Source organism: Paenibacillus sp. KS1 (genome assembly GCF_001680695.1).
Taxonomy (GTDB): Bacteria; Bacillota; Bacilli; order Paenibacillales; family Paenibacillaceae; genus Paenibacillus_B; species Paenibacillus_B suaedae.
The window spans coordinates 1-232 of the sequence record NZ_MAIS01000397.1 but is presented as its reverse complement, the minus strand read 5'-3'; the positions used below and the strand labels follow the sequence as shown (position 1 = coordinate 232).

The 232-nt window shown below is 53.0% G+C and carries 1 pseudogene; it reads left to right on the top strand.

The window, feature by feature from the left end:
- Positions 1-2 precede the first annotated feature (2 nt).
- Positions 3-232: pseudogene (locus BBG47_RS28805) on the top strand (formimidoylglutamase); the annotation flags it as partial.

Genomic DNA, 232 nt, shown 5'->3' with positions numbered 1-232 from the left:
CATTGCGAAAATCGATTGGAGCCGATGTATGGGTCGGCCGAACGGATCATGCAGAGAGAAGAAGCAGCTTCCGCTACCATCAAATTGTGGAGCGGATGGAGCTGGATGCACCATGGGAAACCTTTTCTCCAAACACTTGCGCCATCATCGGTTTTGAATGCGAAGAAGGCGTTCGGCGCAATCAAGGGAGATTAGGCGCGGCAAACGCTCCAAATGCGATCAGGCAAGCGCT